Genomic DNA, 25,730 nt, shown 5'->3' with positions numbered 1-25,730 from the left:
CGAATGGCCGTACCGAGCCCTACTATCGGCTCGCCATGACAGCAGCAGGGAAGCACCAGGTGGGCCGGTCGACCGGTCGCCGACTGGGACGCGCGGGTATCCGGGACGTGGCCGCCGCAGCCGGTGTATCGATCACGACCGTCTCCGACGCGCTCAACGGCAAGGGCCGGCTTCCGGACGCCACCCGTAGCCACGTCCGCGAGGTGGCCGACCGGCTGGGCTACCGCCCCTCCGCCGCCGCCCGCACCCTCCGTACTGGCAAGTCGGGCCTCATCGGTCTGACCGTGACCACCTACGGGGATGAACCTTTCACCTTCACCGAGTTCGCGTACTTCGCCGAGATGGCCAGAGCCGCCACCTCCGCCGCGTTGGCCCGCGGATACGCCCTGGTCATCCTGCCCGCGACCTCCCGCCACGACGTCTGGTCCAACGTCGCCCTCGACGGCACCGTCGTGATCGACCCGGCCGACGGCGACCCCGTGGTCACCGAGCTCGTCCGGCACGGCATCCCCGTCGTCTCCGACGGACGCCCCGGCGGCTCCCTCCCGGTCACCGGCTGGGTCGACAACGATCACGAGGCGGCCGTCCTCGGTCTGCTCGACCACCTCGCCGAGGCCGGCGCCCGCCGCATCGGGCTGCTCACGGGCACCACCACCGACACCTACACCCGACTGTCGACCACCGCATACCTCAACTGGTGCGAGCGGGTCGGCCAGGACCCGGTCTACGAGTCCTATCCCGCCTACGACCCGCGCGCGGGCGCCGTGGCCGCGGACCGGCTGCTGGCCCGCCCCGACCGGCCGGACGCGGTCTACGGGCTCTTCGACCCCAACGGCACCGACCTGCTCGCCGCGGCCCGCCGCTACGGTTTACGCGTGCCGGACGATCTGCTGCTGGTCTGCTGCAGCGAGTCCACCGTGTACGCCACCACCGATCCGCCGATCACCACGCTCTCCCTCAAGCCGCGGCGCATCGGTACCGCCGTGGTCCAGATCCTGATCGACGCCATCGAGGGCCTCGACGACAGCTGCCCCATCGAGCAGGTGATACCGACCGACCTGATCGTGCGAACCTCCTCCCAGCGACGCTCCCCGCGGACGACGGTCAGCCCGCCACGCGGCCCGGCCGGCGACTGAGCGTGCCGCCGGCACGACGGACCGGGCGTACGGGCGCTCTCCGGGCGCCCGCTCGACCGAGGAAAAAACAGGGCGATCTCGGGAGGAATCCATCGCGAACACCGGGCTTCGCGGGATTGATCACCCCCGGGTGCGTCACAACCCGCGAGCGGCGTTCCTATGATGGGCGCACGACACCGCGGACCGCCGTCGACCAGGCAAGGTCCGAGAGGTGCACGGCGGCGCAACGGTGGAGGGGTCGATGACTCAGGGGGCCAGTCAGGGACCCATGGTGTGGACCATGGGGGCACAACCTCCGGCGTCCGTTCCACCGCCCGGAGCCCCCGCGGGACCGCCGGCCGGGCAGCCGCTCCACCCGTCCGCCGCGCCCCCGGTCGCGCCGCCCTCCCCCGAGCTCTCGACGCCGGTCGAGCAGGGGGGACCCCCGGCACTCCCGGTGCAGCTGCCCGAGGCGTACACCCCGACCGCCCGCGACCTGCCGGTCATCAGTCGCACGGACACCCTCGTCGACCACCCGTCCGTGGTGCCGGCCCAGGAGCCGTCACCCACTCCCGACGGCCCTGGCCCGCTGTACGTCGTCGGCGACGTGCACGGCTACTACGAGGAGCTGCGCGCCGCGCTGGAGGCCGAAGGGCTGATCGACGCCGACGGCACCTGGGCGGCCGGCAACGCCCGGCTCTGGTTCCTCGGCGACTTCACCGACCGCGGCCCGGACGGCATCGGCGTCATCGACCTGGTCATGCAGCTCTCCGCCGAGGCCGCCGCGGCCGGCGGCTACTGCAAGGCCCTGATGGGCAACCACGAGCTGCTGCTGCTGGGCGCCAAGCGGTTCGGGGACACCCCCGTCCAGTCCGGCGCCGGCACCGCCTCCTTCCAGGCCGCGTGGCTCCTCAACGGCGGCCAGAAGACCGACATGGACCGGCTGGAGGACCACCACCTCCAGTGGATGGCCCGCCTGGACGCCGTGATGGAGGAGGACGGACACCTGCTGGTGCACTCCGACACCACCGCCTACCTCGAATACGGCGACTCGATCGAGGCGGTCAACGACACCGTCCACGAGGTGCTGACCCGCAGCGACGCCGACGAAGTCTGGGACCTCTTCCGCAAGTTCACCAAGCGATTCGCCTTCCGCGACGAGGCCGCCGGCGGGCAGGCCGTCCGCGAACTCCTCGACGCCTACGGCGGCCACCGCGTCGTGCACGGCCACAGCCCGATCCCGTACCTGCTGGGCGAGGTCGGCGCGGAGGACGGCGAGGGCGACGGCATCGCGGTGAACGGTCCGCACGTCTACGCCGACGGTCTGGCCATCGCGATGGACGGCGGTATCACGATGGCCGGAAAGCTGCTGGTCTGCCAACTCCCCCTGGTCGGGTGACGGTTCGCCGGAGGCGCGGATACCGCTCCGTCGGGTGACATGCCGCGGCGGGTTCCGGTCACACCATCCCGCAAATTCCGCAAACTCTCTGTCACCCTGCGCCGGAGGCCCTCTACCATCGGTCTATCCGTAGCAGGCTCTCCTCCGTTCCCGCCCGGCGCCCGGCCCTGGCCGGCCCGTACGGCCCTACGGAGCATCGGGGGATCCACATGAACAGCGCTCCGCACCTGCTGAACGAGGACCGCGCGGAATTCGCGCGGATCCTTGATGACGCGCTGCGTACCGCCGCACACCGCCCGGACGGCCTCACCGCCACCACCGGAAACCGGCTCAGCACCGAGCAGTTGCGCACGATGGCGCTCAGCGCGACCAGCGCGATCGCCGCCTGCGCGACGGCCGAATACCAACGCTACATACAGCTGCGTGCCGAGCTGCGCGCACCGGCGCCCGCCGCGTCCGCCGCCGGTGCGGGCACTCCGTCAGCGGACCAGACCTCTGACGAGCAGACCGGACCGGCCACCGCGGACGACGACCCGGCCGCCGAGACGACCGGCTTCGGGCTTGCGGCGATGGCCACCGTCCTCGTTCCGGTGCTCGCCGGGATCGCGGCCGTCCTCTTCCTCGTCATCGGCTATGTGCTGCTTGCCGTCGACCCGGACCCGGCCGTCTCCCGGCCGCTGGTCAGCGTCGGTTGGATCTTCGCCGCGCTGGCCGCCGCCGGTGCGCTGGTCGCCATGGGCTGCGTGGTCGTCACCGCGCTGCGCAACGGCGTCTCCCGGGACACCGCGGCCGAGGCGCGGGCCGCCGCGCTGGACAGCGCCCGCGAGACCTGGCGACAGGCCCTGCTGGACCGCGGACTGCTGCCCTTCCTCCGTGAGGCGCTGGCCGATCCCTCGGCCGACCCTTCGGACGATCCGGTCCAGTACGTCCCCCGCCCCGTGGCGGCCCCTGAGCGCCGCACCCCCACGCTCGGCTACACCCGCCCGCGGTTCAGCAGCCCCGACGCCGGCACCTCCTGGTCCCGTCCGCGCTACTCCAGCCCGGACTTCACCAGCCCGGACTACGGCGGTCCGGACCACCGGCCCGAGTAGCGGAGCGGCGGACACCCGAGCAGCAGGAACCCGGGCCGTCCGCCCACGGCGGCACGGGCGCTGCCCTCCGCCTCGGCCATCCGCCGGCGCTCACCGTGAGGGCGGGAAGGAAAGCGGGGCAGGTCCGGCCACTTCACGGCCTGCCCCTCACCTTCCTCAGTCAGCCATGGGCAGGTACACCCGGTTGCCGGCCGCCGCGAACTCCTTGGACTTCTCCAGCATCCCGGCCTTGACCTCCTCGGGGGTCGCACCCTCGCCGCCGCCGAACTGCTCCGTGATGCTTCGGCTGATCTTCATCGAGCAGAACTTCGGCCCGCACATCGAGCAGAAGTGGGCCGTCTTGGCCGGCTCCGCGGGCAGTGTCGCGTCGTGGAAGGCGCGGGCGGTGTCCGGGTCGAGGGCCAGGTTGAACTGGTCCTCCCAGCGGAACTCGAAGCGCGCGTCGGAGAGCGCGTCGTCCCAATCCTGGGCGCCCGGGTGGCCCTTGGCGAGGTCCGCCGCATGGGCCGCGATCTTGTAGGTGATCACGCCGGTCTTGACGTCGTCGCGGTCCGGCAGGCCCAGGTGCTCCTTGGGCGTGACGTAGCAGAGCATCGCGGTGCCCCACCAGGCGATCATCGCGGCGCCGATGCCGGAAGTGATGTGGTCGTAGGCGGGCGCGATGTCGGTGGTGAGCGGGCCGAGCGTGTAGAACGGGGCCTCCTCGCAGATCTCCTGCTGGAGGTCGATGTTCTCCTTGATCTTGTGCATCGGGACGTGGCCCGGGCCCTCGATCATGGTCTGCACGCCGTGCCGCTTGGCGATGGTGTTCAGCTCTCCGAGGGTCCTCAACTCGGCGAACTGCGCCTCGTCGTTGGCGTCCGCGATGGAGCCGGGCCGCAGACCGTCACCGAGGGAGTAGGTGACGTCGTAGGCGGCGAGGATCTCGCAGAGCTCCTCGAAGTGCGTGTAGAGGAACGACTCCTGGTGGTGCGCCAGGCACCAGGCCGCCATGATCGAACCACCGCGGGAGACGATGCCGGTCTTGCGGTTGGCGGTGAGCGGGACGTACCGGAGCAGCACACCGGCGTGCACCGTCATGTAGTCGACGCCCTGTTCGGCCTGCTCGATGACGGTGTCCTTGTAGATCTCCCAGGTCAGCTCCTCGGCCTTGCCGTCGACCTTCTCCAGCGCCTGGTAGAGGGGGACGGTGCCGATCGGGACGGGGGAGTTGCGCAGCACCCACTCGCGGGTGGTGTGGATGTTGCGGCCGGTGGAGAGGTCCATGACGGTGTCGGCGCCCCAGCGGGTCGCCCAGGTCATCTTCTCCACCTCCTCCTCGATCGAGGAAGTGACCGCGGAATTGCCGATGTTGGCGTTGACCTTCACCAGGAAGTTCTTGCCGATGATCATCGGCTCGATCTCCGGGTGGTTGATGTTGGCCGGCAGCACCGCGCGGCCGGCCGCGATCTCGTCCCGCACGAATTCGGGGGAGACGTTCTCGCGGACGGCGACGTACTCCATCTCCGCGGTGATCTCGCCGCGCCGGGCGTATGCGAGCTGGGTGACCGGGGCACCGTCCCGACCACGGCGCGGCTGACGCGGACGGCCCGGAAAGACCGCGTCGAGGTTCCGGAGGCCACCGCGCGGTGAGGTGTGCTTGACCCCGTCGTCCTCGGGCCGCATCGGACGGCCCGCGTACTCCTCGGTGTCGCCCCGGGCGATGATCCAGTTCTCCCGCAGCGGGGCCAGGCCGCGGCGGACGTCGGTTTCGATCTGGGGGTCGGTGTACGGCCCTGACGTGTCGTAGAGCGTCACGTGCTTGCCGTTGGTGAGGTGCACCCGCCGGACCGGGACCCGGAGGTCGGGACGCGTTCCGGAGACATAGCCCTTGTGCCAGCCGATTTGCGACTTTTCGCCGTCGGTCGGGCCGTTTTCAGGCGTGCGTGCATCCTGCAGAGTCATATAGACCCAACTCCCTACGCCGGCATTACCCGGTAACAGGTTCGGCGGTCGACGCAGCGGCTTCCGTCGTCCGGTGTTTCACGTGAAACACCGCTGGGACGGAGGTCAGCGCCCTCTCAGCCCGGTGCTCCGAGCTCCCGCGATTGCAAAGGTGTCACCACGGTAGCGGCCGATGCGGCGATGTGAACAGGGGGCCCACCGCTTCTTGCGATGATCGGGCGGTGAGCCCTCCCGACGCCCCGCATCCCGCCGCCGGCCACGCGCACGCGCACGGCCATGGGCCGGCCGCCCCCGTCTCCCGGCATCTGCGCAAGGTCATCGCCGCCGTCCTGATCCCGTTCGCGGCGGCGGTGGCGGTCGGCCTGATCGTTCTGTGGCCGGGCGGTGCGCCCCCGCACAAGCCGTCCGGCGTGGGCTTCGACCAGCCCACGGAGCAGGCGCGGATCATCAAGGTCGAGGAAGTGGACTGCGCGGCGGTGCACGCCGCGCAGCAGCCGCAGCCCACCGCACCCGGAGGCCAACCACCGGCCGGGGGAGCGGCCCCGGGCAAACCCTGTGAGCAAGTGACGGTCAAGGTCACGACCGGCGAGAACGCCGGCCGGACCTTCCAGACGGTGGTGACGCCGGACGCCCTGCGGCACTACACGACGGGCCAGGACGTCGTCGTCTCCTACTCCCCCAAGGCGCCGAAGGATCTGCAGTACGCGGTGACGGACGTCGACCGCACCGTGCCGATGTGGATGCTGGCCGCGATCTTCGCCGGTGCCGTGGTGATCGTCGGTCGACTGCGCGGGGTGCTGGCACTGGTGGCGCTGGCCGCCAGCTTCGGCGTGCTGACGCTGTTCATCCTCCCGGCGATCCTCCAGGGCTCCGATCCGTTGGTGGTGGCGGTGATCGGCGGCAGCGCGATCATGCTGATCGCGCTCTATATGTGCCACGGGTTGACCGCCCGCACGTCCGTGGCGGTGCTCGGCACCCTCGCCTCGCTGCTGCTCATCGGGCTGCTGGGCACGGTGTTCATCAACTGGGCGCTGCTGACCGGCAATACGGACGACACCACCGGTCTGGTGCACGGGCTGTACCCGAACATCGAGATCCGCGGTCTGCTGCTGGCGGGCATCATCATCGGCTCGCTGGGGGTGCTCGACGATGTGACGGTGACGCAGACGGCCGCGGTCTGGGAGCTGAAGGAGGCCGACCCGACGGCGGGTTGGCGGAAGCTGTACGGCGCGGCGATGCGGATCGGGCGGGACCACATCGCTTCCGTGGTGAACACCCTCGTCATGGCCTACGCGGGCGCCTCGCTGCCGCTGCTCCTGCTGTTCTCCATCGCACAGAGCAGCGTCGGCACGGTCGCCACCAGCGAGGTGGTCGCGGAGGAGATCGTCCGCACGCTCGTGGGCAGCATCGGGCTGGTCGCCTCGGTGCCGGTGACCACCTTGCTGGCGGCACTGGTGGTCGCGGCGGACCGCCCCGTGCCGAGTGCGGCGGGGCTGGCGCCGGCCGCCGGGGGGCGCGGAGGGCGGCGCGCGGCACACGGACGGCGCCGTAAGCGCTGAGCGCGCGGCAGGCAGCACGGAGGGAGCGGGTCGGGGCGGGTGAACGCGGTGGGCGGGCGTCGATGCAGCGGGGCAGGGGCGCCGACGGCCGGCCGGTCGGCGGTGAGGTGGGGCGGCGTGGGATGAACGGGCCGGCGGCCGGCGGGATCAGCCGGCCGGGGCCTCCGTCAGGATCCGGTCCAGCGCGGCCTCCAGGGTGTCGCAGACCTCCTCCTTGCCGAGCGGAACGATCCGGTCCGTGCGGTCCAGGAAGGCGATCAGCGGCGGCGCACTGGCCCGGAACAGGGCGCGCTCGGCGCCGACTTGCAGGCTGATGTAGACATCGCTGAGGTGCTCGGGGGAGGTCGGCTCGACCCGGACGTCCCCCTCGCCGGCCGGCCGGCTGAGCCCGTCCAGCAGCAGCTCACGGCCGAACACCCAGGTCACGGGCGCATCGCCGGGGAGATCGAAGGTGAGCCGGACGGCGTAGGGGTCGGCGCTGTCGAAGTCCAGCTCCACCGGAATCCGGAAGGCGAGCTCCTCCGAGACGAGGAAGCTCATGATCACTTCTGCCTGAATCGCGTCGTTCATCAACCACTGCCCCGCACTTGATCGGAGATGGCCGGGAATCATCCCCGGAAGCCCTATTGACGCCATCGTCGGTCACAGGCAGGCAGATCACAAGGAGTGAGTTTTCAGATACTGATAGAGAAGGCGAGTGTCGTTAGTACCTCCTCCGCCATTTTCCGTAGTCGTTCCGTAACTGGCTGCAATCGGTGCACCTCCTTCGCCGGAAGGGAAACCGCCAGCGTCGCGGCGGCCGAGCCGACCCGGATGGGGATCGCCGAGCACACCGTGCCCAAGGCATATTCCTGACGGTCGTAGGCGACCTGGCCGCGACGCACCGTAGCCAACCGACTGAGAAGATCGTTCTCGGAGCGCACCGAAAAAGGCGTTATCGACTGCACGGGATAGCGGGCAAGATGTTCTTTCCGGGACGCCTCGTCGAGCTGCGCCAGGAGGCATTGCCCGATCGCGTGGGTATGGGCGCTGGACCGGAAGTCGACCCATTCCTCGACGGGCGGCCGCGCCGGATCGTCGGTTATCGCCACCACCTCCACCTCGCCCTCCCGGTAGACGGCGAAGTAGACGGCGGCGCCGAGCTCGCGGCCGGCCACGGCCAGCACGTCGGCCAGTTGCCGGCGCTGCCGCCGCCGGGCCCCGGCCCGACCGATGGACTCGGCGCCCTCATCGATGACGAAGACACCGCTCTCCCGGCGGAGATAGCCCTCGTGGGTCAGCGTCCGCAGCAGGTGGTAGGTCGTGGGGAGCGGAAGTTGGGCCTCCCTGGCCAGTTGCTTGGCGGGCGCCCCGTCCGCGTGCGCGGCCACCGCCTCCAGGAGCCGCAGCGCCCGCTGCACCGACCCGATCAGGGTGGGATGCGAGCTGGATTGGTCGTTGCCGATCGCCAACGCAACCCCCAGGTCCGAGCGCCATGGTCCCGCGGCCCCGGCCACAGGACCCGCTCCCGCGACCGCGCGTCTCCCAGGACGTCCCACCCGACGCCCGGCCGATCACTCGGTACATTCCGGAACGCCAACCTCCGGAAGACGCCTGCGTCCGCACTGTAACCCGGGCGATCCGGAACGGGAGCCGAAAGCCCGGGAGTTAACCCGGCCGTCCACGTCCCCCTGGGCGCGATGACTCTACGGAGCAACGCACACACCGTTGGTGAACAGGGGGAACGCCTCGGGCGTCCGGCGCGCGGAAACAGTGAACGAGCCGCTTTCCGACCCACGTTCGACGCGGCGATGGGTGTGTCGGTGGGGGACGCCGAACGCCGGACGCCCTGCTCCCGAGCGGGGGGCAGGGCGTCTTCGGACGGTGCGGGTCGGACAGGACCGGTCGGTCAGGGGCTCGGCCTACCAGTCGCTCTTCGACGAGGACGAGGACGAGGACGAGGAACCGGTGAACCTGCGCACGAGATAGATGACGCCGGCGATCAGGGCTGCCGCGATCAGCACCTTGAAGAGCAGGCTGACCAGGAAGCCGACCGCGGTGGCGATCAGCCCGCCGAAGACGGCGATCAGGATGACGGGCACCACGACCCAGGTGACCCACCACGGAAGTCCTGCGAGTATCCCCTTACCAGCCACTGCTCTGCCCTGCTTTCTGTCTGTCGCGCTGTTGTCGGTCTCTGCCGCTCCGGTGGCACCGTCCGCGGTCTCCGCGTCTCCGGTTCCCCTGTACACCAACGATGCTAGGGCGCCTGAGGGCGCCATGGGGGCCCGACAGCCCCGGCTCGCCCCTGAGCCGACCCCTACGGGTTCCGGGGTCCGTCCCTCAGCTTTCGGGCGGAGAGAACACCACCACGACCCGGAGGTCCTCGCTGATGTGGTGGAACTTGTGGGGCACCCCAGCGGGCACATAGACCACGCTGCCGCGGGCCACCGACTCCGTCTCCGTCCCCACCGTGATCGCCCCTCGGCCGCTCACCACCAGATACACCTCGTCCTGGGCGTGCGGCTGCTGCGGATCGACGGTGCCGGCGTCCAGCCCGTACAGCCCGACCGACATGGTGCGCTCCCGGAGGAACTGCAGATACGCGCCGTTGTTCGCGAGCCGTTCCGCTTCCAGTTCATCCAGCCGGAAAGCCTTCATCCCGTTCGCACCTCTCACCAGTAAGCAGTCGTCTGCGACGATCTCACCATGAAGCATTTCGTGGTCAAGACGCTCGCCAATGCCGCGGCCCTGGCCGTGGCCATCTGGCTCCTCAAAGGCGTCACGCTCACCGGAGAGAACACCGGCCGCAAGGTGTTCACGCTGGTCCTGGTGGCGCTGATCTTCGGGTTGGTGAACTTCCTGGTCAAGCCCGTGGTGAAGGTGCTCTCGTTCCCCCTGTTCATCCTCACGCTCGGCCTGATCACGCTGGTCGTGAACGCGCTGATGCTGCTGTTGACCTCCTGGGTCGCCGGCAAGGCCGACCTCGCCTTCCACGTGGACGGCTTCTGGACGGCGCTGCTCGGCGGCGTGATCGTCTCCATCGTCTCCTGGGCGATGCACGTGATCCTTCCCGACAAGGACTGACGCTTGACCACCCGCTACCGTGTCTGCTTCGTCTGCACCGGCAACATATGCCGCTCGCCGATCGCCGAGTCCGTCTTCCGTGCCCGGATCGCCGAGGACGGACTCGACGGGCTCGTCGAGATCGACAGCGCCGGCACCGGCGGCTGGCACGAGGGCGACGGAGCCGACCCCCGCACCATCGCCGTGCTGCACGCCGGCGGCTATCCGACGGCGCACACCGCCCGGCAGTTCCGCGCCTCCTGGTTCGCCCGGCGCGACCTGGTCATCGCACTCGACGCGGGCCACCTGCGCGAGCTGCGCCGGCTGGCCCCGACCCCCGAGGACGCCGCCAAGGTCCGCCTGCTGCGCTCCTACAGCTGCCGCACCGGCCCGGCCTCGGATCCCGCGGACCTCGATGTGCCGGACCCGTACTACGGCGGCTTCGCCGGCTTCGAGGAGTGCCTGGAGATGATCGAGACGGCCTGCGACGGCCTCCTGGAGGCGGTCCGCGCCGAGGTCACCTCCGGCGCTCCGGGCCCGGCCGAGCCCCGGCCGGGCCTGCACCACCCCCACCACAAGGAGAGCGCATGACCGGCGACGGCACCCGCGTCGTGCGGGCCGGGCTCCCGGAGCCGGCGGCCTACGAACCGGCCCTCCCCGGCCCGGTGTTCGCCGCCCACTTCCACCTGCCAGGCGAGGCCGCCGGCCCGTACACCTACGGCCGCGACAACAACCCCACCTGGACCCGGCTGGAAGCCGCCATCGGCGAACTGGAGTCGCCGGGCGAACCCGCGCACACCGTCGCCTTCGCCTCCGGGATGGCGGCGATCACCGCGGTGCTCTTCTCCCAGCTGCGCGCCGGCGACGCGGTGGTGCTCCCCGGCGACGGCTATCAGCTGCTGCCCGCCGTCCGCACCCGCCTGGAGAGCTACGGCATCGAGGTCCGCACCGCCCGCCCGTCAACCGACGGTCGCGCCTCAACGAGCGCGCCGCACGCCTCCGTTGATCGCACCCACGACGCCCAACCGGACGTCCTCGACGGCGCGCGACTGCTGTGGATCGAGACGCCCTCCAACCCGGGGCTCGACGTCTACGACATCCGGCGACTGGCCGACGCGGCACACGCCCGCGGTGCGCTGGTCGCCGTGGACAACACCCTCGCCACCCCGCTCGGCCAGCGCCCGCTGGACCTGGGCGCGGACTTCTCGGTCGCCAGCGGCACCAAGGCGCTGACCGGCCACGGCGATGTCCTGATGGGCTACGTCAGCACCCGGGATCCGGCGCTGGCCGACGGCGTCCGGCTGTGGCGCAAGACGGTCGGCGCGATCCCCGGCCCCATGGAGAGCTGGCTCGCGCACCGCTCGCTCGCCACCCTGGCGCTGCGCGTCCGCCAGCAGGCCGAGGGAGCGATGGCGTTGGCCACCGCGCTGGCCGACCGCCCCGAGGTCACCGGGGTGCGCCATCCCGGCCTGCCGTCGGACCCGTCCCATGCGCTCGCCGTCCGACAGATGCGCCCCGGCCGCTTCGGCTGCGTGGTGTCCTTCGTCCTCCCGGACCGGGCACATGCGGAGCGCTTTCTGACCGCGCTGACGCTGGTGGACGACGCGACCAGCTTCGGCGGCGTGCGCTCCACCGCCGAGCGGCGCGGCCGCTGGGGCGGCGACGACGTGCCGGAGGGCTTCATCCGCTTCTCCGTCGGCGTCGAGGACCCGGAAGATCTGGTCGCCGACGTGCTGCGGGCGCTGGACGCGGCGAAGGCGTAACACCGCGGCGCTACGGCGCTGAATCGGCCGGCAGGGTATCCCCCCTCGTCACCCTGCCGGCCGGCGGTTCCCGTGAGTCCGGTCCGGACGTCTCACAGACCGATGTTTCACGTGAAACGAACCGCTTCAACAAGGCTAGTTGACTGAGCGTCAGTGTCCAATCACGCTAGCGACACAGCCCTATCGACAAATTTATAGTTGGCCCGCGACCAGGCTTCCGAGGGGCGCAGGAGGTACGCGATGGATCTGGCACTGCTGCGTACCTTCGTGACGGTCCACCGGGCCGGCTCGTTCACCCGGGCCGCCGCGCTGCTCGGACTCTCCCAGCCCGCGGTGACCAGCCAAATTCGCACGCTGGAACGCCGGTTGGGCCGCCCCCTCTTCGTCCGCTGCGCCCGTGGCGTCACCGCCACCACCTTCGGCGACGAACTCGCCCACAAGGCCGCGCCGCACCTCGACGCCCTCACCGAGATCACCGAGGCCGGGCTGGACCAGGACTCCCCCACCCGCACGCTCCACCTCGGCGGCCCACCGGAGTTCACCGCCGAGCGCGCGTTACCGGCCCTGAGCCCGCTCATCACCCAGGGCCTGTCCATACGCACCGCCTTCGGCGACGCCGACGAGCTGCTGAACGGCCTGGCCGCCGGCCACCACGACCTGACGGTCACCACCACCAGGCCGCGCGGCGGGCTGCTCACCGCCACCCCGCTGTGCGACGAGGAACACGTGCTGGTCGCCGCGCCCCACTGGGCGGTCCGGCTGGGCGACCCCGACGTCCTGCAGGCCCGCGGCATCCGCGCGCTGGACCCGGTCCCGCTGGTCGAGGTCCACGAGAGCCTGCCGCTGATCGCCCGCTATTGGGCCGCCGTCTTCGACGCCAAGCCCACCGCCTCCGCCGCGGTCGTCGCCGGCGACCTGCGGGCGGTGCTGTCCTGCGTCACGGCGGGCGCGGGACTGGCCGTCCTGCCCCGCTATCTGTGCGCCGAGGCGCTGGCCAGCGGCGCGGTGGTCGCCCTCCTCGACCCACCGGTGCCCCCGCTGCGCACCTACTTCCTGGCCGTACGGACCGGGACCCTGGGGCTACCGCACATCGCGCGGGCGCACGAGTGGCTGCTGCGCACCGCGGCGCACTGGTGACGTAAGCGCTGGGACAGGGGTTTCACCAGGCCGTGACCGCGGCATCTGTCCCCTATGACCGTACGGCCAGTCGTCAAACGCACCGCCCGCGCGATTCTGCTCGACGGAGCGGATCTCGTACTGATCAAGCGCACCAAGCCGGGTCGAGCCCCGTACTGGATCACTCCGGGCGGCGGCGTGGAGCCCGGGGACGCCACGGTCATCGAGGCCCTCCACCGTGAACTGGACGAGGAGCTGGGCGCCAAGGTCACCGATGTGGTGCCGGTCTTCGTCGACACCGTCGAGCACATCACCGACGGCGGCGTGGACGGCGTCAAGGTGCAGCACTTCTTCGTCTGCCGGCTGGACTCGATGGATCCGTCCCGCCGGCACGGCCCCGAGGTCGAGGAGCCGTGCGGCGAGTACGAGATCGTGCGGGTGCCCTTCACCCGGGTCGGGATCGCCTCGGTCGAGGTCGTCCCGCTGTCCCTGCGGCACTACCTGGACGGCAACATCGAGGGCGTGCGCGCGATGCACGCCCCCGATCTGGGCTAGGGCCCGCCCCGACCGCGCTCCGGGTCAGCCGCCGCGCCGGTCGAACCAGCCGCGGAACTCCGGGGCGTCCTCGGCGGGGCGGCGCGGCTGGGCGCGCGCCAGCACCTGCTCGACCCGGTCGAGGAACTCCCCGTTCAGCTCCGCGGCCAGGCCGCCCCGCAGGGGGCTCCGCGGGCCGGGCAGGGCCGCCGGTTCGGCCCCGTACCCGTGCTCCGGCGCGTCCTCGTGCAGCCCGCCGCGCAGATGCTCGTTGGCGCGCTGCGGACGCCGGAACAGCGGCCGCTGCTCCGCTTCGGCGGCGGCCCCGAAGAAGTCGCCGCCCTTGCGCCTGACGTCGTCGGTGCCCCAGGCCCGGGCGCCGCGTTCCTTCGCCGGGACCTTCTGCAGATGCGGAATGTGCTTGGCGCAGTGGATGTACGCCTCCTCGACCTCGACCGTCACCCACAGCTGCGCCCGCCGCCCGGGGACCGGGTCCACCGGCAGGCCCGGGTAGCAGGCCCGCATCTCCTCGTCGAGCACGACCCGGGCCCGGCCGTTGACGTGCAGCCCGATCCGGTCGCGGGTGAAGTCGATCATGAGGATGGCCAGTCGCGGGTTCTCCGAGATGTTGCCGATGGAGGCCATCACGCCGTTGCCGCGGTACTCCGGGTACGCCAGCAGCCGGTCGTCCAGCACCTGCACGAATCCGGGCGGCCCGGCGCGGAAGGTGGAGTCGCACTCGCCGTGCCGATCCGCCGTGGCCAGGAAGAACATCTCCTGGCGGGCGACGAACTCCTGCATCCGCACGTTGAGGTGGTCCAGGACCTGGTCCGCGTAGAAGCGGTCGGCACGCGCGGTCGTCCCGAGTCTCTGCTGCACCAGGTGCTCACCATCGCTCCCGGGCCGCTCCACCGGCAGGCGAAAACCCCGTCCCTCCTTCGCCCGGCCGTGTTCCCCGTCAACTGCCAAGACCTCAGTCTCCCGTCGATACCAGCTCTTCGATGGAGTCGTGCCGTATCCGCTCGGCCCGGACGCCGACCCCCACCAGTGCCTCCACACCGCTGCGGATCAGTCCCGGCGGACCCGACAGGTACGCGTCGTATTCCCGGTACGGGCCGTACTTCCGGACCGCGTCGGGGAGTTGGCCGGTGACCGTGGCGGGGCCGCCCCGGGTGCCCGGCCCGATGGCGACGACCGGGCGGACGGTCAGCCAGGGGTGGGTCTGCTCCAGCCGCAGCATGGTGTCGATGTCGTAGAGCTCGTGGTCGCTGCGCGCGCCGTAGAAGACGTCCACCGGGCGCCGGGAACCGTGGCCCGCGATGTCCTCGATCAGTGCCTTGATGGGTGCGATGCCGGTGCCACCGCCGACGCACAGCAGGCCGTTGCCGGCGGAGTGGTCGACGGTCATCGAGCCGGCCGGCCCACCGAGCCGCAGGACGTCGCCGGGCCGGGCGCGATGCACCAGCGCGTTGGAGACCCAGCCGGCCGGCACCGCCTTCACATGGAACGAGAGCAGGCCGTCGGAGCGCGGCGCCGAGGCGAAGGAGTAGTGCCGCCAGACCCGCGGCCACCAGGGGGTTTCCAGGCTGGTGTACTGCCCGGCGAGGAACGGGTACGGCTGGTCCGGGCGGACCGTCACCACCGCGGTGTCGGGGGTGCGCAGCTCGTGCGCGACGACCTCGGCCTGCCACCAGGCCGGGGCGACGGCCTCGTTCTCGGCCGCCGCGTCGATCATGATCTGGGAGATCGCGGTGTACGCGCGCACCCACGCGTCCTCGGTCTCCTGGCTCCAACTGGACGTGGCATAACGAGACAGCGCACTCAACAGGCACATACCGACTGCCGGGTAGTGGTCGGGCTGGGTGCCGTACTTGCGGTGCCCGCGGCCGAGTTGCGAGAGGTACTGGGTGAGCACCTCGGCGTTGTCGACGTGCTGGGCGGCGGTGAGCAGCGCCTTGAAGAGCCGGTCGCGCTGGGCGTCCATCGAGGCGGGGAACAGCGCCCGCAGATCGGGGTGCTGGACGAACAGCAGCGCGTAGAAGTACGAGGTGACCTTGTCGGCCACGGGCTCGATCTCGGCCATGGTGCGCCGGATGAGGACCGCGTCGGGAGAGGCCCCCTCGTCGGACGAGCCGGTGGCCTGCAACGTGGCCAGGGAGGGTTCCGCGGCGGGTGGTGCCGGAGGTGGGGATGGCGCGGGGGAGGCCGCGGGGGCGGACGGAGCGGCGGGGGCCGGAGAGCCCTCAGGGGCCGAGGGCGCGGGAGGCGCGGGAGGAGCAGGGGGCCTGGAAGGAGCTGCGGGGGCAGGCGGGGCCGGCGGGGCTACAGGAGCCGCAGGAGCCGCAGGAGCCGCCTGGACCGGAGGGGCCACGGGGGCCGGAGGGGCCATCGGGGCCATCGGGGCAGAGGCAGCGTAGCCGGCCGTCGCCGTGCGCGGGTCGACGAAGCCGAAGGCGTCGAACGGGGTCCGCGCGGCGGGCTCGTGGACCGGTTCCGGCTCGACCACGGGGCGCGGGGCGGCGGGTTCGGGCCGCTCGACGGGAGCGCCGGTGGTGGCGGGGCCGGGCTGCTGTCCCGTCTCCCACCCCGGCTGCGGACCCTGTCGCGGCACCCGCTGCGGCTCCGGCTCGGTCTCCCGCTCGGCGGCGGTGCCCACCGGCCGTATCGGGTTGACGGGACGGCTGGGTATCCGTTCCCTTTCGGCGCGTTCGCCCGGCTCGTCACGGTCGGCCCGTGGCGCTTGCCGCCCATCCTGGTTGTTGTTCCGGTCCTGTTGATCTCCGGAAGATTTTTTCGCCGGCGGAGTGAACCAACCCCAATCGCCACTGCTGCCGCCAGAAGAGCCGCTATCGGCCGACGTGGTGGTCGGAGCGTCCATGGTCTGCCTCGCCTCGAACGTCTTTCGGTTGTCTTTGCCGTTCCACTGACTGGAACTGCCCGCAATTCCCCCGTCCTGCCCGGAATTCTTAATCGACTCAAGCGATTCCGGCAACAACCCTTAAAGCGGACACGTCTCACTTCCTTGCGACAAGTGGTGCAGATGCCATCCCGTCAGCATGCCACCCAACCCCACAACACCGGACGAACAGCGGGAAGTCCGGGTACCACGGGCCGCTTCCCCGCTAGGCTGACGAGCTTTGCCCGGCTGTCCACGAGCCCACGGAGCCCCTCACCCCCGCCAAGCCGGACTCGACCATACCGGCAGTAGTTGAAACCACAAGCCCCGATCTGGGAACACTCGGCGCGGCCCCGCCAATAGCAGTGATCCTCCCCACAGACCGCAATTTCCGTGCCCACAGCGGACGAATCCACCGGGGAAAGCACGTGGCCCATCGAATTACTCGCCGGTACGCACCAGTTCGTAAGCCTCGCGCAGATCACGTCCCGTGTACGCATATGTGGCCAGGTCACTGACATGGTGATCCGCATTCACCGCCACCGACTCCGTTACCACCGCGAAGAGTTCGGCGTCCGACATGGAGTCGCCGTACGCCACGCAGTCGCCCCGGGTCAGCCCGTACCGCGCGCAGAGGTCGTCCGTGATCCGCACCTTCGCCGACGACGAGAGGATGCCGGACGGTTCCAGCGGTTCCCGGAGCGGCACCGCGGGCCATCGGGAGCCGTGCGCGGTGTCGACACCCCACGCCAGCAGCCGTTCGACGAAGAATCCCGGCGAGAGAGAAATCACGGCACATCGCTCGCCACGCGCCCGGATGTCGGCCCACACGTCCCGGATGCCGTCCATCCACGGCGCGCCCTCGAAGGCCGCCTGCACCTGATCGTCGGTCAGGTCGACGGCGGCCCAGAGCACGCAGGCCCGCTGCGCGAAGCCGGCCGGGGTCAGCTCTCCGGCCGCGAAGGCCCGCTCCAACTCGGCGATCTCCCGGTCCAGCCCCAGCTGCCGGGAGATCTCGACGGCGGCCGCGGAGCCATGGAGCAGAGTTCCGTCCATGTCGAACAGATGCAGCTTGCTCATGAGCGGAGCCTAGGGCCTGTCCCGTGGGCCCGGTGGGGCGGGCGGCGAACACGTGGGCGGCGGTTCTCCGCGGCCCGTACTCGCCGCCGCGTAGGCGCGAATACTCCCGTCGTCAGATGCCCGGCCGGGCGCCGCCCGCCACCGTGGAGGCATGCAGCTCAGCCGGCCCGTCCGCCGGGCCCTCCTCGTCGTCCACGTCGCCGTGTCCGTCAGCTGGCTGGGGCTCACCGCCGGACTCCTCACCCTCCGCATCGCCGGCTTCACGGCCGGCTCCGCGGAGACCGCCGTGGCCGCCTACCGGGCGATGGGGGTCCTCACGGACTTCCTGGTGCTCCCGGTGGCGGCGGCCTCACTGGCCAGCGGTGTCGCGCTCTCCCTCGGTACCCACTGGGGGCTGGTCCGGTACCGCTGGGTCCTCACCAAGTTCTGGTCGACGCTCCTGGCCGTCGGGCTGACGCTGCTCGCGCTCCGTCCCGGCATCGCCGGCCTCGCCGCGGCGGCCGCTGCCGGTCGTCCGGCGCCCGATCCCGGCGTCCTGGTCGCACCGGCGGTCGCCTCCGCGCTCTACCTCTTCCTCACCGCCATCTCGGTCCTCAAGCCGTGGGGACGCACCCGACGCGGCGGCCGACCGCGCGGGGCACGGTCGGCCGGGAACCGGGAGCGGGTGTGCGCCCCGTCCTGAGCGGCCCTGAGGGCGGGCCGCTGCCGTGCGGCCTACCGGGTCGGGCGACCGGAACGCTCAGCTCCGCGCCACCGGAACGGTCTCGTCGGCGGTCACGGCCGGGCCGCCCGCGGCCACCACCCGTCCACCGCCCCGCTGCCGGCGCTCCAGGTAGGAGGCCAGCACCGCCACGCCCAGCGCCGCGACGGTCATCAGCGCGCCCACCCAGTTGGTCGCGGTCAGGCCCAGACCGGCCGAGATCACCAGGCCACCGAGCCATGAGGCCAGCGCGTTGCCGAGGTTGAAGGCCGCGATGTTGCCGGCCGAGGCCAGGGTGGGGGCGGCCGCCGCGTGGTCGAGCACCCGCTTCTGGAGCGGCGGCACGGTCGCGAAGCCGAAGAAACCGATCAGCGCGACGGTGACGAGCGCGGCGATCTTGTGGTGCGCGGTGTAGGTGAACGCGGCCAGCACCACCGCCAGCCCGGTCAGGGACGCGTACAGCATCGGCATCATGGCGCGGTCGGTGAACCGGCCGGAGACGAGGTTGCCGCCGACCAGCCCGAGCCCGAAGACCGCGGTCAGCCAGATCACGGAGGACGGTGCGAACCCGGTGACCTCGGTCATCGTCGAGGCGAGGTAGGTGACGGCCGCGAAGACCCCGCCGAAGCCGAGGACGGTCATCAGCATCGCCAGGCCGACCTGCGGGTTGCGGAAGACCGCCAGCTCGCTGCCGATCCGGGCGGCCGCCCTGGCCCGCTGCGCCGGGACCAGCTTGACGATGCCCAGCAGCCCCAGCACGCCGAGCACGGCGATCGCGTAGAAGGTGGTGCGCCAGCCGAACTGCTGGCTGAGCAGGGTGCCGACCGGCACACCCACGACGTTGGCCACGGTCAGGCCGCTGAACATCAGCGAGATCGCGGCGGCCCGCTTCTCCGGGGCGACGAGGTCGGCGGCCACCAGCGAGCCGATGCCGAAGAACGCGCCGTGCGTGAACGCCGCGACGACCCGGCCGGCGAGCATCAGCCCGAAGGTGGGCGCGAGACCGGTGAGCAGGTTGCCCACGACGAACAGGCCCATCAGCAGCATCAGCATCTGCTTCCGGGTGAAGCGGGTGCCGAGCACGGTCATCAGGGGCGCGCCGACCACCACCCCGAGGGCGTAGACGGTGGTCGCGTAGCCGGCGAGCGGAATGGAGACACCGAAGTCGGCCGCCATGTCGGGCAGCAGGCCCATGACCGCGAACTCGGTCGTGCCGATCCCGAAGGCGCCAATGGTGAGCGCCAGGAGAGCGAGAGGCATGACGGATCCTTCCAATTGATTGCATCCATCCCTAACCAGCGCACACATTAATTGCAGACGACTTTACTTGCAAGAGCCTTATATTTTAGATGTGCCATATCCTGGTCCCACGACGGATGAGGAGGTCTGCGATGGCGCAGCGGACACAGGAGACGGCCACGACGACGCAGGGCACCACCTCCGGGAGCCTCGCCCAGGGCTGGTGCGCGCTCTCCGCCCTGCACGGCCGCATCGAGTCGCACATCGAGCGCGCCCTCCAGGCCCAGCACGACCTCAGCGTCCGGGAGTTCTCGGTCCTCAACGTCCTCAGCGAGCAGCACGACGGACCGGGCGGCCACCTGCGGATGCACCAGGTCGCCGACTCGGTCGTGCTCAGCCAGAGCGCCACCACCCGACTGGTCACCCGGCTGGAGGAGCGCGGGCTGCTCTCCCGCTACCTGTGCCGCGACGACCGGCGCGGTATCTACACCGACGTCACGCCCGACGGGCTGCGCCTCCTCGAAGAGGCCCGGCCCACCCACGACACCGCCCTGCGCGAGTCCCTCCAGGACGCCGCGCAGCGCCCCGAGCTGGCACCGCTGGTGACGGCGGTCGAGACGCTGGGCGCCTCCGCGTAGCGGGACAGACCACCCCATACTCGTAGGGGCGCCGGGCAGCACCCAGCCGATGTCCTGGGCCGACCCGAAGCCGCGGCATAGGGTCACGCCCATGAGCGACCTTGAGATACGACGCGCCGCCGAAGCCGACCTGCCGGCCATCGTCGCGATGCTCGCCGACGACCCCCTGGGCGCCGGCCGCGAGTCCCCCGACGACCTCGCGCCCTACCGCACCGCGTTCGCCACGCTGGACGCCGACCCGAAACAGCACCTGGTCGTCGCCGAGCGGGACGGTCGCGTGATCGGCACGCTCCAGCTCACCGTGATCCCCGGCCTCTCCCGGCGCGGCGCCACCCGCACGATCATCGAAGCGGTGCGGATCCACGCCGACGAGCGCGGCTCCGGCCTGGGCACCGAGCTCATCGAGTGGGCGGTCGCGGAGTCCCGCCGCCTCGGCTGCCAGCTCGTCCAGCTCACCTCCGACGCCACCCGCCTCGACGCGCACCGCTTCTACGAGCGCCTCGGCTTCGAGGCGTCCCACCTGGGCTTCAAGCGCCAACTCTGACCGGCCGGAAGGCGGTCAGCCGCGGTCCGGGGGAGCGGTACGACGCGCCCGCGCCCGGTGGGCCTTCTGCCGACAGGTCCCGCCGCAGTACCGCGCGGGCCGTCCGGTGCGCGCCACCACGAGCGCCGCACCGCACACCGGACACCGGGTTTCGTGACGCATCGGCGCGGCAACCGGCAGTTCCGTTACGGACCGGTCGGCGCGCAGCCCGTCGAGCATCAGCGCCGTCATCCGGCCCATCGGCGCCGCGTCGGGCGCCGGGTCCGGCCCCGCCGGGCCCCGCCCGCCCGACCGCCGGCGTTCCATCGCCAGACACCCGGCCAGCAGCGTGCGGACGTCGTCCAGATCGACGTCCGCCCGTACCGCGCCCGCCTGTTGGGCCCTGGACAGCAGCACGCCGAGGGCCACCAGGAACTCCAGATCCGGACCCGCCGGCCCCTCGTCCGCCGGTGCCGGGCCGCCCTCCCCGGCCACCTCCAACACCTCGCACAGCGCCCGGTTCGGGGCGGCCAGCCGCACCACCGACGCCAGGAAGCGGAAGAACACCCCGCCGGGGTCGTCCGCGTCGACCAAGTCCCCCGCGGCATCGGCGAACAGCCACATCCGGTCCTTGACCGCTTCCCTGAACAGGGCTTCTTTGGAGGGGAAGTGACGGTAGACGGTCCCCGCACCGACCCCGGCCCGTCGGGCGATCTCGTCGAGCGGGACCGCCAACCCCCGTTCCTCGAAGGCGGATCGGGCCGCCTGGAGCACCAGCGCACGATTCCGCCGGGCATCCGCGCGGGCGACCACCGGTCGGCCGTCCGCACTCCGCACGCCTCCTGATACCACCCTGCTCCTCCGCGTTCCACACCCGGAGGGACAACCGGGCTGAGCGTTCCGATTCTACGAGGGCGTTAAAACATGCGTGCGGATCGGCACGCGGAGGAAGGACCACCGGGCCGGGACCGGGGAACGGGACGACAGGAAGAGGAGGCGGCTGCCGCGACGCGGAGACGAGGCGAAGGAGGCGGCGGCTGCGACGCGGGACGACGAGGCGGAGACGACGAGACCGGAGACGACGAGCTGGTGGCCGAGAGCTGGGCTGGGGACCTGGAGCTGGACGCGGGGCGCGGAGCGCGGAGCGCGAGCGGTGGGCACGGGCACGGGCACGGGCAGCAAAAAGGGTGTGGTCTGTTTCACGTGAAACAGACCACACCCGGGGCCCTCCTGTCGAGGGCGCGTCCGACGGCCGAGAAGGCGCCCGACGGGTCAGCAGTCAGCAGAACCGCACGGCTCAGGCCGCGGCGATGACCTCATCCCATGCCGCGCCTGCCGCGCCGGCCGCCGCGTCCTCGTCGACCTCCACCCCCAGCGCCCGCAAGCCGGTCGCCAGCGCCGCCAACGAGGCAAGCACCACCGCGCGGTCCGCGGCCTGCCCGTAGTGGTTCACCCGGATCATCTCCGCCGCCAGGGCACCGGCGGCGGCCTGCACCGGAACCGCGCCGTCGGCGGCGATCGCGGCGGCGACCACCTCACGGGCGTCCACCCCTGCCGGCGCGCGGAGCGTGGTGGCGGCCGGCGCCGCGTGCTCGTCCCGGATCACATAGGGCACCGGCCCGCCGAGCACCGCGACACCCGCCCGGACGGCCGCGGCAGCGGCCCGGTGACGGGCGATGACGCGGTCCAACCCTTCCGCCTCGATCCGGTCCACGGCCTGTTCCAGCGCCAGCATCTCCAACTGCGCCGGGGCGTGCGGCAGGGCGGTGCGCCCGGCGTCGATCCAGCGCTCCTTCCAGTCCAGCAGCGAGAGGTACGAGCGGCGCGGCGCCTGCTCATTGGCCGCGATGCGCTCCCAGGCGCGGGCGCTGACCGACACCGCGGAGACCCCGGCCGGCCCGGCCAGCGCCTTCTGACCGCCGATCACGCACAGATCCACTCCCCACTCGTCGGTGAGCAGCGGCTCGGCACCCACCGAGGCGACCGCGTCGAGCATCAGCAGCGCCCCATGCGCACGCACCACCGCACCGATCTCGGCGACGGGGTTGGTGTTGCCGGTCGCCGCCTCGGCGTGCACCAGGCTCACGAAGTCGATCTCGGGGCGCTCCCGCAGGGCGTCCGCCACCTGCTCGGCGGTGACCGCGCCGGTGAAGGGCGCGCTGAGGGTGACCACCTCCGCGCCACAGGAGCGCAGCCAGCCGCCGAAGGTCTCGCCGTAGGGGCCGGTGATGATGTTGAGGGCGGTGCTGCCGGGCCGCACGGCCGAGCGGATGCATGCCTCCAGGGGCAGCAGCGCCTCGCCCTGCGTCGCGACGACATCGCAGCGGGTGCGCATCAGCGCCGCGACCTTGTCCTCGATCCGCGCGAAACGGGCGGCGTCGAGCGGAGGCAGATCGAGCAGGACCGGGGCGTCGACATTCGCAGTCACGGCAGTCACAGTGGCCTTCCAGCGGTAGCGAGCCGCGCACTGCGGCGGCTCCTGACATCTCGCTCGACTGTACGTCCGCCCGGAGAGTGCCCGCCGTACGGGCCCGGGCCGCTGCCTCGGACCCTCGGCTCACCCGCGGGCGCGGAACCGGCCGCCCGGCCCCGCGCCCGCTCCGCACCCCTCGCCGGGTCAGACGCCCCGCCAACCTTCGGGGTCCACGCCGCCCGGCACCGGCCCGGCGGGCTCGTAGGGCCCACGCGTGAAGACGAAGGTCCCCAGGTCGAGGTGGGTGACCGTACCGTCCGGTGCCCGCTCCACCCTCAAGGTCTCGCCCGCGTAGTACCCGTCCAGCCCGGTCCAGGTGCCATCGGCCTCGGCGCGGAAGCGCGAGGTGCGCCCCACGCCGGACAGCGTGACCAACTCCAGCCCGCGGGAACCCGTCAGCCGCAGCGCGAACGGGTTCGCGCCCCAGTACCAGGGCCCGGTCAGGGCCAGCAGGTCCTCGTCCACCGCGCCCGGCAGCGGGCGCCACGGCTCCGGGATCCGCGGTTCGTGGTGCGCGACGATCTGCAGGAGGTCGGCCGCCACCGTGCCGATCGGGATGCCCGAGGTGCAGTTCGCCAGCGCAAGTGCCGCGGTGTCCTCCTCCGGATCGACCCACAGCACCGCCAGGAACCCCGGCATCGACCCGGTGTGCCCGGCCAACCGGCGCCCGCTCCGCCGGACGAGCTGGGTACCCAGGCCGTAGCCCGCGTCCCAGCCGTCGCCCTCCGGCGGCACCGCGGGGGTCCGCATCTCGGCCAAGCTCGCCGCACTCAGCACCCGTTCGTCGCCCCGCAACAGGAACGCCGCCCACCGGCACAGGTCTTCAGTCGTTGACCACAACTGCCCGGCCGGGCCCATCAGCCCGGTGTCGTGCGCCGGCTCCGGCAGCACCACATCGGCCCAGGGATGGACCGCCCAGCCGCCCGCATGCGGCATCTCCGGCCGGAGCGTCGTGCGGGCCATACCCAGCGGCTCCAGCACCTCACGGCGCAGCACCTCGCCCCACGGCGTCCCGTCCCGCAGCCGCTCGACCAGCGCCCCGAGCACGGCGTACCCGGGGTTGGAGTAGTGGTGCCGCCGCCCCGCCGGGTGCAGCCGCGACCGCTCGCCGAACAGATCGGCGGGCTCGGGCCGCAGTTCGCCGGCGGTCCGTTCCCACCACGGACCACGGGATTCGGCCGCCAATCCCGCGCTGTGCGACAGAAGTTGGGCGATCGTCGCCTCGGGCACCGGGACGTCCTTCAGATGGGTCCCGATGGGGTCGTCCAGCCGCAACAGCCCCTCGTCCCGCAGCCGGAGCACGAGCACGGCCACGAAGTTCTTGGTCAGCGAGCCGATCCGGTACTGCACATCGCCGTGCGGCACCTCACCGTCCACCGCGCTCCGGGCACCCGTCCAGACCACCTGGCCACCGCGGACCACCGCACCCATCATCGACGGCGCCCGCCCCTCGGCCTGCGCGATCGCCAGCCGTCGCAGCAACGCCCGCCGCGTCTGCGGCATCAACTCCGCATACGCCTCGGCCGAATCGACGATGGCACCGCCGCGCGGGACCACCTCACGCGCCCCTCCCTCACACGACTCGGGCTCCTGCGACTGCGCGGACTCCACCACCGTCATGACGCTCCTCAACAAGACTTCTCACCCAGCAGGACCGGCTCAGCGGGCCCGCGCCTGCGGCGAGCGACTACCCACCGCGCCGCCATCCTGCCCTGACCGCCGCCCCCGGCACCTCCCTGTTTCACGTGAAACAGCCACGCGTCACCGGGCCGCCGTTTCACGTGAAACATCCGCACGCCGCGGCCCCGGCGTTTCACGTGAAACCTCCACGCGTCATCGCACGGCGAACGCCCCCATCGCCTCCTCCAGCAGGCTCTGTTCGCCCTCGGGAAGCCAGCGCGCCGCGTGCACCATGTGCAGCGCACTCCGCAGACGCACCCGGTCCTCGTCCGTCCCCAGATATCCCAGATACGCCGGGAGCATCAGCCCCAGCGCCTTGAGGTCGCCCCGCTCGCACCACCGCAAGAACAGCTCCCGGACCGGCCGCTCGACGCCCTCCGCGACGCCCCCTCGCGCACCGGCCTCCTCGTCCCCTTCGGCAGCCGCCGCGTCCGCGGTGTCCCGCAGTCCCTCCGCGATCGCGAAGCGGTTCCAGTCGCCGTACTGCCCCTCAGGCGCAACGGCCGCCCGCTCCGCCGCCCGCACGAAGTACCGGTGGGACACGGCGAGTTGACCGAGTTCCCGATGCGCGTTCCCGATGTTGACGTACAGCGACGGATAGAAGTCCCGTACCCGCTCGTCGCCGACCCGGTCGGCACGGTCCAGGCACTCCTGGTTCCAGCGCAGCGTCTCCGCGGGCGAGTCCTGATGCCGCGCGAGGTAGTGCGCGGCGATGCATGCCTCGTAGTCGTCGCGGGCACCGTCCCACGCCTGTTGGAAGAGGTCCCGCGCCGCCTCCGCCCGCCCCTCCGCCTCGGCCTGCATGCCCGCCACGCACAGCCGCACCACCGGCAGCTCCGGATCCATCCGCTCGCTTCCCCTCCCGACCATCGGCCGCACCCGCCGTCCGGGGCCCGTACCGTCTCCGTTTCCGCACCGTTCCGCTCCGGCCGCCA

Annotated in this window: 25 protein-coding genes; 12 read left to right on the top strand and 13 right to left on the bottom strand. The window is 71.7% G+C overall.

Going from position 1 to position 25,730, the window contains the following annotated elements; genetic code table 11:
- Positions 1-35 precede the first annotated feature (35 nt).
- From JNO44_RS22605 to JNO44_RS22595, 3 genes are all read left to right on the top strand, one after another.
- Complete coding sequence (locus tag JNO44_RS22605) at positions 36-1,136, top strand: LacI family DNA-binding transcriptional regulator (protein WP_205365852.1); 1,101 nt, start codon at positions 36-38, stop codon at positions 1,134-1,136.
- A gap of 280 nt (positions 1,137-1,416) precedes the next feature.
- Positions 1,417-2,514, top strand: coding sequence for a metallophosphoesterase (locus JNO44_RS22600; RefSeq protein ID WP_240167617.1), 1,098 nt, complete (start codon positions 1,417-1,419; stop codon positions 2,512-2,514).
- A gap of 209 nt (positions 2,515-2,723) precedes the next feature.
- Entirely contained in the window at positions 2,724-3,605 is an 882-nt protein-coding gene (locus JNO44_RS22595) for a hypothetical protein (RefSeq protein ID WP_205365851.1), read from the top strand.
- Between the two features lie 156 nt (positions 3,606-3,761).
- On the opposite strand, the gene thiC is transcribed toward JNO44_RS22595, so the two are convergent.
- Positions 3,762-5,549, bottom strand: a complete 1,788-nt coding sequence (gene thiC, locus JNO44_RS22590; protein WP_240167616.1) for a phosphomethylpyrimidine synthase ThiC — start codon at positions 5,547-5,549, stop codon at positions 3,762-3,764.
- A gap of 221 nt (positions 5,550-5,770) precedes the next feature.
- Between thiC and JNO44_RS22585 the strand changes: the two genes are divergently transcribed.
- Entirely contained in the window at positions 5,771-7,108 is a 1,338-nt protein-coding gene (locus JNO44_RS22585; protein WP_205365850.1) for a YibE/F family protein, read from the top strand.
- A gap of 147 nt (positions 7,109-7,255) precedes the next feature.
- Here the strand turns inward: JNO44_RS22585 and JNO44_RS22580 are convergent, their stop codons facing one another.
- The 4 genes from JNO44_RS22580 to JNO44_RS22565 all read right to left on the bottom strand — a co-directional run bounded on the left by JNO44_RS22580 (position 7,256) and on the right by JNO44_RS22565 (position 9,748).
- Complete coding sequence (locus tag JNO44_RS22580) at positions 7,256-7,678, bottom strand: SsgA family sporulation/cell division regulator (protein WP_205365849.1); 423 nt, start codon at positions 7,676-7,678, stop codon at positions 7,256-7,258.
- Between the two features lie 104 nt (positions 7,679-7,782).
- A complete protein-coding gene (locus tag JNO44_RS22575) occupies positions 7,783-8,559 on the bottom strand; it encodes an IclR family transcriptional regulator (protein WP_205365848.1) in 777 nt (258 codons plus the stop codon).
- A gap of 450 nt (positions 8,560-9,009) precedes the next feature.
- Positions 9,010-9,243, bottom strand: a complete 234-nt coding sequence (locus JNO44_RS22570; protein ID WP_180990457.1) for a DUF5326 family protein — start codon at positions 9,241-9,243, stop codon at positions 9,010-9,012.
- A gap of 187 nt (positions 9,244-9,430) precedes the next feature.
- Entirely contained in the window at positions 9,431-9,748 is a 318-nt protein-coding gene (locus tag JNO44_RS22565) for a cupin domain-containing protein (protein ID WP_039634631.1), read from the bottom strand.
- A 48-nt stretch (positions 9,749-9,796) separates the two neighbouring features.
- Between JNO44_RS22565 and JNO44_RS22560 the strand changes: the two genes are divergently transcribed.
- From JNO44_RS22560 to JNO44_RS22540, 5 genes are all read left to right on the top strand, one after another.
- Positions 9,797-10,174 (top strand): phage holin family protein, encoded by a 378-nt coding sequence (locus tag JNO44_RS22560; RefSeq protein WP_205365847.1) that lies wholly within the window; start codon positions 9,797-9,799, stop codon positions 10,172-10,174.
- Between the two features lie 3 nt (positions 10,175-10,177).
- Positions 10,178-10,744 (top strand): low molecular weight protein-tyrosine-phosphatase, encoded by a 567-nt coding sequence (locus JNO44_RS22555; RefSeq protein WP_205365846.1) that lies wholly within the window; start codon positions 10,178-10,180, stop codon positions 10,742-10,744.
- Positions 10,741-11,916 carry a cystathionine gamma-lyase gene (locus JNO44_RS22550; protein ID WP_205365845.1) on the top strand — a complete coding sequence of 392 codons (1,176 nt, stop codon included), beginning with the start codon at positions 10,741-10,743 and terminating at the stop codon, positions 11,914-11,916. The genes JNO44_RS22555 and JNO44_RS22550 overlap by 4 nt, the downstream gene beginning before the upstream one ends.
- A gap of 240 nt (positions 11,917-12,156) precedes the next feature.
- Positions 12,157-13,053 carry a LysR family transcriptional regulator gene (locus tag JNO44_RS22545; RefSeq protein WP_205365844.1) on the top strand — a complete coding sequence of 299 codons (897 nt, stop codon included), beginning with the start codon at positions 12,157-12,159 and terminating at the stop codon, positions 13,051-13,053.
- A 54-nt stretch (positions 13,054-13,107) separates the two neighbouring features.
- Positions 13,108-13,587 carry an NUDIX domain-containing protein gene (locus JNO44_RS22540; RefSeq protein WP_067349125.1) on the top strand — a complete coding sequence of 160 codons (480 nt, stop codon included), beginning with the start codon at positions 13,108-13,110 and terminating at the stop codon, positions 13,585-13,587.
- Positions 13,588-13,611: 24 nt separating this feature from the next.
- On the opposite strand, the gene JNO44_RS22535 is transcribed toward JNO44_RS22540, so the two are convergent.
- From JNO44_RS22535 to JNO44_RS22525, 3 genes are all read right to left on the bottom strand, one after another.
- Positions 13,612-14,445 carry a pyridoxamine 5'-phosphate oxidase family protein gene (locus tag JNO44_RS22535; protein WP_205365843.1) on the bottom strand — a complete coding sequence of 278 codons (834 nt, stop codon included), beginning with the start codon at positions 14,443-14,445 and terminating at the stop codon, positions 13,612-13,614.
- A 94-nt stretch (positions 14,446-14,539) separates the two neighbouring features.
- A complete protein-coding gene (locus JNO44_RS22530) occupies positions 14,540-16,444 on the bottom strand; it encodes a globin domain-containing protein (RefSeq protein ID WP_205365842.1) in 1,905 nt (634 codons plus the stop codon).
- A 459-nt stretch (positions 16,445-16,903) separates the two neighbouring features.
- Positions 16,904-17,542, bottom strand: coding sequence for an HAD family hydrolase (locus JNO44_RS22525; protein WP_205365841.1), 639 nt, complete (start codon positions 17,540-17,542; stop codon positions 16,904-16,906).
- Between the two features lie 151 nt (positions 17,543-17,693).
- Between JNO44_RS22525 and JNO44_RS22520 the strand changes: the two genes are divergently transcribed.
- Complete coding sequence (locus JNO44_RS22520) at positions 17,694-18,224, top strand: DUF2269 domain-containing protein (RefSeq protein ID WP_205365840.1); 531 nt, start codon at positions 17,694-17,696, stop codon at positions 18,222-18,224.
- A gap of 57 nt (positions 18,225-18,281) precedes the next feature.
- Here JNO44_RS22520 and JNO44_RS22515 read toward each other — a convergent pair whose 3' ends face one another.
- The gene (locus JNO44_RS22515; RefSeq protein WP_205365839.1) at positions 18,282-19,502 is read right to left on the bottom strand and encodes an MFS transporter; all 1,221 of its coding nucleotides are present in this window, start codon (positions 19,500-19,502) and stop codon (positions 18,282-18,284) included.
- 131 nt (positions 19,503-19,633) lie between these two features.
- Here JNO44_RS22515 and JNO44_RS22510 point away from each other — a divergent pair, with 131 nt between their 5' ends.
- Both JNO44_RS22510 and JNO44_RS22505 read left to right on the top strand, forming a co-directional pair.
- Positions 19,634-20,119 carry a MarR family winged helix-turn-helix transcriptional regulator gene (locus JNO44_RS22510; RefSeq protein WP_205365838.1) on the top strand — a complete coding sequence of 162 codons (486 nt, stop codon included), beginning with the start codon at positions 19,634-19,636 and terminating at the stop codon, positions 20,117-20,119.
- A gap of 91 nt (positions 20,120-20,210) precedes the next feature.
- A complete protein-coding gene (locus JNO44_RS22505) occupies positions 20,211-20,663 on the top strand; it encodes a GNAT family N-acetyltransferase (protein WP_205365837.1) in 453 nt (150 codons plus the stop codon).
- Between the two features lie 15 nt (positions 20,664-20,678).
- On the opposite strand, the gene JNO44_RS44490 is transcribed toward JNO44_RS22505, so the two are convergent.
- The 4 genes from JNO44_RS44490 to JNO44_RS22485 all read right to left on the bottom strand — a co-directional run bounded on the left by JNO44_RS44490 (position 20,679) and on the right by JNO44_RS22485 (position 25,641).
- A complete protein-coding gene (locus JNO44_RS44490) occupies positions 20,679-21,479 on the bottom strand; it encodes a TetR/AcrR family transcriptional regulator (protein WP_275695762.1) in 801 nt (266 codons plus the stop codon).
- 460 nt (positions 21,480-21,939) lie between these two features.
- On the bottom strand, positions 21,940-23,079 hold the full coding sequence (locus tag JNO44_RS22495; protein ID WP_205365836.1) for a pyridoxal-phosphate-dependent aminotransferase family protein: 1,140 nt from the start codon (positions 23,077-23,079) through the stop codon (positions 21,940-21,942).
- 180 nt (positions 23,080-23,259) lie between these two features.
- On the bottom strand, positions 23,260-24,618 hold the full coding sequence (locus JNO44_RS22490) for a serine hydrolase domain-containing protein (protein ID WP_205370218.1): 1,359 nt from the start codon (positions 24,616-24,618) through the stop codon (positions 23,260-23,262).
- A gap of 330 nt (positions 24,619-24,948) precedes the next feature.
- Positions 24,949-25,641 (bottom strand): hypothetical protein, encoded by a 693-nt coding sequence (locus JNO44_RS22485; RefSeq protein WP_205365835.1) that lies wholly within the window; start codon positions 25,639-25,641, stop codon positions 24,949-24,951.
- Between the last annotated feature and the right edge of the window lie 89 nt (positions 25,642-25,730).

The organism is Streptomyces noursei (genome assembly GCF_016917755.1).
GTDB lineage: Bacteria > Actinomycetota > Actinomycetes > Streptomycetales > Streptomycetaceae > Streptomyces > Streptomyces yunnanensis.
The sequence above is the reverse complement of the archived record's forward strand: the minus strand, read 5'-3'. Positions and strand labels throughout refer to the sequence as shown.